This is a genomic window from Gemella bergeri ATCC 700627 (assembly GCF_000469465.1).
Lineage (GTDB): Bacteria > Bacillota > Bacilli > Staphylococcales > Gemellaceae > Gemella > Gemella bergeri.
On record NZ_KI271862.1, the window covers coordinates 1 to 8685 of the forward strand.

Below are 8685 nucleotides of genomic sequence, written 5' to 3' on the forward strand. Positions count from 1 at the left end.
TTTATTTTACAACTTATCTTTTTAAAAAATTATGAATGCGTTTAACTTTTTTCTAGCTATCTTCATAGAAATATGATAGAATAATTTTTGACTGATATAATATATCAAATAATTTTAAGGAGTAATAGTTATGAAACGATTATTGTTAACTATTTTTAGTATGATATTTATTTTTAGTATTGTTGGTTGTTCAGCAAAACCGGAAAACAAAAAACAGGAAAATAAAGTGATTAAGATGGGGTTTGTGCCACTTAAAAATAGTGAAAAATTAATTGAAGATGTGCAACCTATAGCAGATTATCTAAGTGAAAAACTTGGTGTAAAAGTAGAGGCCTTTACTGCCAGTAGCTATATCGGTGTTGTAGAGGGAATCGGAAGTGGAAGTGTTGATTTTGGTATTATTCCACCATTTTCTGCGTTGTTGGCACAAAAACAAAGTAATGCTGTACCATTATTAACATCAAAAGGTGCAACAGGGAAACCGGGATATTATGCGGATTTATATGTAAGAAAAGATTCTGGAATTAAATCGCTGCAAGACGTTAAAGGGAAAAAGGTAGCTTTTGTAGATCCGTCATCGTCATCGGGTTATATTTATCCGGGAGCAATGTTGGTAGAAGCCGGATTGGATCTTAATAAAGATATTACTTATCAATTTAGTGGGGGGCATGATAAAAGTTTACAACTTTTATTAAATAAAGATGTTGATGTTATTGGAACTTTTGATGGAGTACCTGAGAAATATGCGAAAGATTTCCCTAATGCATTAACAGATATAGAAAAACTGAAATCAAGTGATTTAATACCGGGAATCATGGTTACAGCTTCTAGTAAAATGGATAATGAGTTACAACAAAAATTGAAACAAGCATTGCAGGATATAGAAAAAGATCCTAAAATGAGCGAGTTATTTAAAAAAATGTTTAATATTACAGGTTTTCAAGAAGTTGATAAGGATTCATATAAAAAAGTAGAAGACACAGCTAAAATAATGAATGTAGATTTAGATAAAGTAAAATAATAAAATATATAAAAAGGTTATTTCAAAATAAGATGTTGACTTAAAAGCTAAAAATTCTAATGAAATTTACTTATTAGTAGTTAGATGTGGCGGTTTATTGATTTGGTAAGTATGCTTTAAAGAGCTTTTTTCGAATCTAGTAAACTGTGCGACGGTGCCGCTGCAAATTTGATTTTCAATCATGATATTTGGGTCACTTTCCTTATTTTGAAGTAACTCTTTTTTTGCTCTTTGTCAAATATTAGGCAAGGTAAAAATTCTATTCTTGTATTTGACAAAGAGTTTTTTTTATTAACTAACTTTAAAGTAATAATTGTATAGTTATACAGAAAGTGAATTTTGAATACTTTAATAAGATAAAATATCACAATATGGAACAAAAATTTTACATAATTACTTAGGAAGATAATATAAAATAAAAAATTTTATTACTGATATATCATGAGTTTTGACAATGAGTGCAAGCAATGGTATTATAATAAGATAGATAGGAAATAATTTAAACTAACTTCAGGGGAAAAAAGTAGTGTTAGAATTTAATAATTATAAAAAAAAAATAAACAAAAATACTTCTTTAGAGTTGGATTTTAAAATTGATAAAGGAGAAATTTTGTCAATTATAAGTGATAGCTCGGAAGGTTTAAATATTATTAAAGAATCTTTTCAAAATAGGACAAAATATAAAGGAAATATTCTTTTTGATAATAAAAAAATAGAAAAAGAAAAAATAATATTTATTGATGATTATGGTTTTTATGAAAATATAACCGTGCTAAAAAATCTGAAACAGATGTTGACTATTTTCAAAATAGGATACAGTGCTGAAAAATTAAAAGAAAAATTACAGTTATTAAGTATAGATGAAAATAAAAAATATAAAAATTTAGAAAAAAAAGAAAAAATAAAATTTCATATTTTATTTTCGCTACTTATTAAACAAAAATTATTAATAATAGAAGATATAGATAATTCTCTATCAAAAGAAGATAAAATTGTGATAAAAAATTTGTTGTTAACTGAAAAAAGTAGAAAAACAACAGTAGTTATTTTAGATACAATGTTGAATAGATTAACAGAATTGGCGAATACTGTCATCGTAATTTCTAATTGTGAAAAATCATATTATGGTTTACTGAAAGATTTATTAATAATAAAAAAATTGGCAGCTGTCACAGTTTCTCATCAAGATGATTTAGAAATTATTCTGCAAAATTATCAATACACAATTTATAATGATAAAGAAATTGTTGTAAGAGAAGAAGTGCTTGAAGATATAGTTTATGAATTATTGAAAAATAATATTGAAGTATATCAGATTAGAAATCTTGGAGAAAAAATAAAATTATACGAAGAAGAAGGTGATTAAAAATGTTACAAATAGAATTTGCAAAAATATTTAAACGAAAATTTAATTATCTTTTTGGTATAATTACCTTACTTATTGGTTCCTTTTTAAGTTATAAATTAAATAGTATCTCCCAGTTTTTTGAAATATCTGAGATTGAAACAATCTTCAATGTGATTATTAAAATTATCTTGGTGCTTGTTATTTTTATAATGGGAATAAATTATATTTATTCATATCGTGAGGATTATAAAACAAAAGTTGTGACTTTATTAGAAGTTAGAAAAGTAAAATCTGTTAGAGATTTTTTCGCAGTGTTTGCTAATTTAGTATATTTTTTTCTTTATAACATTGTTGTTTTATTAGGAGTTTTTACCGTTCTTTTTCTAAAAAAAAGGGATATTCTGGTGAAAATAGTACGAGATTTATTGACGAATGGGCATTTATTAACATATATTGTTCAACTATTTTTGTTGTTATTATTTGCTAATTTGATATTTTTATTGGCACTTTCGTTGTTTAATAATACAAATTTGGCAATTTCATTATCATTATTATACTTTATAGGTTCAGGGGTTCTTGTAAAAGTTCTAAGCGAGAGATTACCTGAAATTTATGGTAACCTTTTAAATAATAGTATTTTTAATGTTTTTGATAAGGCATTTAACAGCTTAGACTACAATGTGACTTTTGAAATAAATACTTTTTTACCATTAGGATTAAATATAATAGGGTTGGTAATAGTAATATTTATAATAAAAATTTTTAAAAAAGTAATAGATTAAAGGAGAGTTTTAATGGATTCGCAGGTTTTGGTTCAATATGTAATTGTATTATTTAGTTTGGTTATATTGGAAGGCTTATTATCAGCTGATAATGCCATTGTTCTTGCGATAATGGTAAGGCATCTACCACTAAAAGAACAAAAACACGCTTTATTGTACGGATTAGCTGGAGCATTGTTTTTTAGGATAATTGCCATTTTTTTAATTACCATTTTAGCGCAGTATTGGGAAATTCAGGTAATAGGTGGTTTATATTTAATTTATATGGCTGTTAGTCATATAAAAGAATTTTTTGATAAAAGAAAACATCCGGAAGAACATCATGAGGAAAAAAAACCTAGAAAACAAAGTGGATTTTGGCTAACAGTATTAAAAGTTGAGTTAACGGATATCGCATTTGCTATTGACTCAATTTTAGCAGCAGTAGCCATAGCGATAACATTACCTCATATTTCCGAGACGTCAATAGGTGGAATTAATTTAGGGCAGTTCTTGGTAATGGTAGTAGGCGGTTTTATTGGAGTTATTATTATGAGGTATGCAGCTAATATTTTTATAAGAATACTTGAAAAAAAACCGGGTTTAGAAATTGCAGCATTTCTTATTGTTGCGTGGGTAGGTATAAAACTATTTGTCATAGCGGCAGCTCATCCGGCATTAGCATTGATTCCTGAGCATTTTCCTCATTCGACATTATGGACTGTAATATTTTGGGCGGTATTATTAGGGTTATTGATCTGGGGAGTATTAATATCGGATAAATTTGAAACAAAAAGAATTTAAAATGAAAACTTAAGCGATAAAAATTGCTTGAGTTTTTTTGTGTAATTTTTTATAAACTACTTGATTTTTTTTAAAAAATATCGTATTATATATTTTATGTTAACAGTATTATTAAACTTAATGTTTAATAATAAATAACTTTAATAACAATTAGTTTACTATTATAAAACTTTTATAAATATGAGTTTTATAATAGTAAACTTTATGGAAGGATTTAATATGTATTCAATTGGTGAAAGATTAAAAAGACTCAGAATTCAAAAGAATCTAACACAAGAAGAACTTGGAGAACGAACTGATCTCACAAAAGGATATATTTCTCAGGTGGAAAGAGATTTAGCATCGCCATCTATGGAAACTTTTTTTAATATATTAAAAGTATTAGGATGTGCACCAAAAGATTTTTTTGATAAAGAAAGTGCAAGTCAAAAAGTATATTATTCATTAGATGATCAAACTAGTTATGCAGAAACTGATGAAGGTTATGAACTTAAATGGTTGGTGCCGGAATCTAATGAAAAAGAAATGGAATCTTTAATACTAACTTTAGAGAGTAATAGCAGTTATAAAACTTTCGATCCGTCAGAATCGGAAACGTTGTGTTATGTTTTAAGAGGAAAATGTAAATTAATGCTTGGTGATGATGAATTTATAGCTAAAGCGAATGAATCATTTTATTTTTTGGCTACATCAGAACATCGATTATCAAATCCGTTTGATGAAAAATGTGAAATTCTTATAGTAGCGACAAATTCATATTTATAAAAGGAGAGAAAAATGGCGAATATTGTGGAATTTAAAAATGTATCAATGTCTTTTGGGAATACAAAGGTACTAAAAAATATTGATTTAGAAATAGAAAAGGGCAAATTTTATACTTTGTTAGGTCCAAGCGGTTGTGGGAAAAGTACTATTTTAAAATTAATCGGAGGGTTCCTTAGCCCGACAACAGGAGATGTTTTACTGGATAATAAAGTAGTTAATGCTTTGCCGGCCAATAAGCGTCATGTAAATACTGTATTTCAAGATTATGCACTGTTTCCTCATATGAATGTATATGAAAACGTAGCTTTTGGTTTGAAAATAAAAAAGATAAATAAAGAGATTATAAAGAAAAAAGTAAAAAAAGCACTTAAACAAGTAAATTTATCAGGTTTTGAAAAGCGTGATATTAATGAAATGAGCGGCGGACAAAAACAACGTGTTGCTATTGCACGTGCTATTGTTAATGAACCTGAAATTATACTTCTTGATGAATCCTTATCAGCACTTGATTTAAAGTTACGACAAGAAATGCAGTATGAACTGCGTGAACTCCAACAACAAACAGGTATTACGTTTATCTATGTAACTCATGATCAGGAAGAAGCATTAGCGATGAGTGATTATATTTTTGTGATGAATCATGGGAAAATAGAACAAAGCGGTACACCGTTAGATATTTATGATGAACCTGTTAATCGTTTTGTAGCTGACTTTATAGGAGAGTCTAATATCGTTAATGCTGTTATGTTAGATGATTATTTAGTAGAAATTTATGGGAAAGAGTATGAATGTGTTGATGCCGGACTTGATAAAAATAAACGTGTTGAAGTTGTAATCCGGCCGGAAGATTTAGAAATTACGGCGGAGGATAAAGGAAAAATCAAAGTAGTTGTTGATACACAATTATTTCGCGGAGTGCATTATGAAATTTGTTGTTTAGATGATCAATACAACGAATGGATTGTTCATTCGACAAAAGCTGCAAAACCGGGGAGTGCCGTAAGTTTAAATTTTGAACCGGAAGCAATACATATTATGGTGCCGGGAGAAACTGAAGAAGAGTTTGATGCACGACTTGAGTCGTATGAAGAGGAGGAATAAAAATGTTCAATAAAAAAACACGTTCATTTTTTATGATTCCTTATATAACGTGGTTACTATTATTTGTTGTTTTTCCTATATTACTTATTGTATATTATTCATTTCATGATATAAACGGTAATTTTACATTTAGTAACTATAATGTATTCTTTAGTAGTACTTACGTTTTAATGACATTATATAGTTTTTGGTACGCATTTTTAATTACAATTATATGCCTTGTTATAAGTTGCCCACTTGCATTTATTATTAGTAAAAGTAAATATAGCGAGTTGCTTTTACTATTTATCATTATGCCTACGTGGATTAATATCTTGCTAAAAACGTATGCTTTTTTAGGTTTGTTCGGGGAATATGGTACTGTTAACAGTTTTTTAGAATATCTTGGAGTTGGTACACAGAGTTTGTTGTTTAACTCATTTAGTTTTGTTTTTGTATCAAGCTATATTTATTTACCGTTTATGTTATTACCAATATATAATTCAGTAGTTGGTATTAATAAAAATTTAATTGAAGCATCGTATGATCTTGGAGCAGATTTTAAAACAACGTTTAGGAAAGTTATCTTGCCATTAAGTATTAATGGTGTGAAAACCGGTATCCAAGTAACATTTATACCGGCGTTATCATTATTTATGATTACACGTTTAATAGCCGGTAATAAAATTATTAATCTTGGAACGGCGATTGAAGAACATTTTTTAGTAACTCAAAACTGGGGACTTGGGTCAACGATTGCAGTATTTTTAATAGTTGTAATGGGAATTATTATGATATTAACAAATACAAAAGATAAGATAGGTATAGGAGGTAGAAAATAATGAAATTAGGCTCTAAAATATATTTAGTTACTATTTTTGCTATTTTGTATATTCCGTTGATTTATTTAGCATATTATTCATTTAATGCCGGGAAAACAATGATTAATTTTGATAGTTTTTCTCTGGTTCATTATACGGAGCTATTTAAAAACAGTCGTATGCTTGTTATTGTTATTAATACAGTGGTAGTTGCATTGTTGTGTGGATTGTTTTCAGCAATTTTCGGAACATTAGGGGCATTGGGAATTTATTCTCTAAAATCAAAAAAGCGACGTAACAGTTATCTTGTTGGAAATAATATTCTAATTATCAGTCCGGATGTGATTATCGGGTGTTCATTTTTATTAATGTTTACATCTATTTCAAAACAATTTGGTATTGATAATATCCAAGGTTTTTGGTCAGTATTATTATCGCATATTGCTTTTAGTATTCCGATTGTTGTATTAATGGTACTTCCAAAATTATATGAAATGCCACATTCTATAGTTAATGCAGCGATTGATCTAGGGGCAAATTATAAACAAGTATTAAGTCAAATTGTTATTCCATACATTACTCCGGGGATAATGGCAGGTTTTTTTATGGGGTTAACTTATTCGCTTGATGATTTTGCTGTAACATTTTTTGTAACCGGAAATGGATTTCAAACATTATCAGTAGAAATTTATTCAATGGCACGTCAAGGAATAAGTCTTCAAATCAATGCTTTATCAACAGTATTATCAGTTTTTGTAGTTGTAGCGGTATCAATTTACTATATTTTTAATACAAATAAATTAAAAAGGGAGGTAAAGTAGCATGAAAAAATTATTAATGACAGCTTTATCCATTTTGATAGTTTGTATTGGTTTGTTATACAGTCGTTCATTTATTGACAGTTCAGGTGGTAGCGATAAACAAACATTGACAATTTTTAATTGGGGCGAATATATTGATCCGGAACTTATTAAGGATTTTGAAAAAGAAGCAGGAATAAAGGTTGTTTATGAAACTTTTGATTCAAATGAAGCGATGTTGACAAAAATTCAATCCGGTTCGACGCCGTATGATATTGTTATACCATCAGATTATATGATTAAAAAGATGAAAAAATTAAATCTTCTTAATAAAATAGATAAAAGTAAATTAGAGAATTTTGATACTCTTGATCCAAAATTATTTGATAAAAGTTTTGATTATAATAATGAATATTCAATACCTTATTTCTGGGGTACGGTAGGTATTCTTTATAATAAAAACAAGGTGCCAAAAGATTTAAAATTTGATAAATGGAACGATCTTTGGGATAACAGATTGCAAAATAATATTTTATTAATTGATGGTGCAAGAGAAATGATGGGTATTGCTTTGCAATCAGAAGGAAATTCTGTTAATGATACAAATGAGGTGAATTTAAATCTTGCTGAGAGAAAGCTGGAATTAATGCACTCAAATATTAAAGCAATTAATGCTGATGAGAAAAAAATGTTAATGATAAATAATGAAGCATGGGTGTCAGTAGTTTTTTCAGGAGATGCCTCAGCTATTATGTCGGAAAATGAGGAATTAGAGTATTCCGTTCCCAAAGAAGGAACAAACTTATGGTTTGATAATATCGTTATTCCAAAAACTTCAAAAAATGAAGATGCAGCATATAAATTTATTAACTTTATGTTAAAACCGGAAAATGCTGCAAAAAATGCTGAATTTATAGGTTACGCAACACCAAGTTTAGCTGCTAAGGAGTTGTTACCGAAAGAAGTGACAGATGATGAAGAATTTTATCCAAACTTGGATACATTTGGAAAAGTTGAAGTATATGAAGATTTGTCACCAAAAATGTTACAATTATATAATGATTTGTTTTTAAAATTCAAAATTAATAATAGGCAGTAGATGGCTGAGGTGATGTGCCTCAGCTTTTTATTATAATTTATTATTTTTGGAAATTATAGTATATATTTATATACAAAATATTTTTTGTTGCTGATTTTATAGTGGGGAGGCAACCTTAGGAACTCTCTTAGTTTTTATCGTATCAAAGATATTTAAAAAACTAAGAATTAACCTTTGAACAGCAAC

The 8685-nt window shown here is 28.1% G+C and carries 9 protein-coding genes; all 9 read left to right on the forward strand.

The window, feature by feature from the left end:
* Positions 1 to 130: 130 nt before the first annotated feature.
* The 9 genes from HMPREF1983_RS05980 to HMPREF1983_RS06020 all read left to right on the forward strand — a co-directional run bounded on the left by HMPREF1983_RS05980 (position 131) and on the right by HMPREF1983_RS06020 (position 8499).
* Positions 131 to 1021: a phosphate/phosphite/phosphonate ABC transporter substrate-binding protein gene (locus HMPREF1983_RS05980; protein WP_040461169.1), complete on the forward strand. Its 891-nt coding sequence runs from the start codon at positions 131 to 133 to the stop codon at positions 1019 to 1021.
* 526 nt (positions 1022 to 1547) lie between these two features.
* Positions 1548 to 2387, forward strand: a complete 840-nt coding sequence (locus HMPREF1983_RS05985) for a hypothetical protein (RefSeq protein WP_021753404.1) — start codon at positions 1548 to 1550, stop codon at positions 2385 to 2387.
* 2 nt (positions 2388 to 2389) lie between these two features.
* The gene (locus HMPREF1983_RS05990) at positions 2390 to 3151 is read left to right on the forward strand and encodes a hypothetical protein (RefSeq protein ID WP_021753405.1); all 762 of its coding nucleotides are present in this window, start codon (positions 2390 to 2392) and stop codon (positions 3149 to 3151) included.
* 12 nt (positions 3152 to 3163) lie between these two features.
* Positions 3164 to 3934 carry a TerC family protein gene (locus HMPREF1983_RS05995; protein ID WP_021753406.1) on the forward strand — a complete coding sequence of 257 codons (771 nt, stop codon included), beginning with the start codon at positions 3164 to 3166 and terminating at the stop codon, positions 3932 to 3934.
* Positions 3935 to 4153: 219 nt separating this feature from the next.
* On the forward strand, positions 4154 to 4699 hold the full coding sequence (locus tag HMPREF1983_RS06000; protein ID WP_040461171.1) for a helix-turn-helix domain-containing protein: 546 nt from the start codon (positions 4154 to 4156) through the stop codon (positions 4697 to 4699).
* A 12-nt stretch (positions 4700 to 4711) separates the two neighbouring features.
* Positions 4712 to 5800, forward strand: coding sequence for an ABC transporter ATP-binding protein (locus tag HMPREF1983_RS06005; protein ID WP_021753408.1), 1089 nt, complete (start codon positions 4712 to 4714; stop codon positions 5798 to 5800).
* Positions 5801 to 5802: 2 nt separating this feature from the next.
* Positions 5803 to 6621 carry an ABC transporter permease gene (locus tag HMPREF1983_RS06010; RefSeq protein WP_021753409.1) on the forward strand — a complete coding sequence of 273 codons (819 nt, stop codon included), beginning with the start codon at positions 5803 to 5805 and terminating at the stop codon, positions 6619 to 6621.
* A complete protein-coding gene (locus HMPREF1983_RS06015) occupies positions 6621 to 7421 on the forward strand; it encodes an ABC transporter permease (protein ID WP_021753410.1) in 801 nt (266 codons plus the stop codon). The genes HMPREF1983_RS06010 and HMPREF1983_RS06015 overlap by 1 nt, the downstream gene beginning before the upstream one ends.
* Position 7422: 1 nt before the next feature.
* A complete protein-coding gene (locus HMPREF1983_RS06020) occupies positions 7423 to 8499 on the forward strand; it encodes an ABC transporter substrate-binding protein (RefSeq protein WP_021753411.1) in 1077 nt (358 codons plus the stop codon).
* The last annotated feature ends 186 nt before the right edge of the window (positions 8500 to 8685 follow it).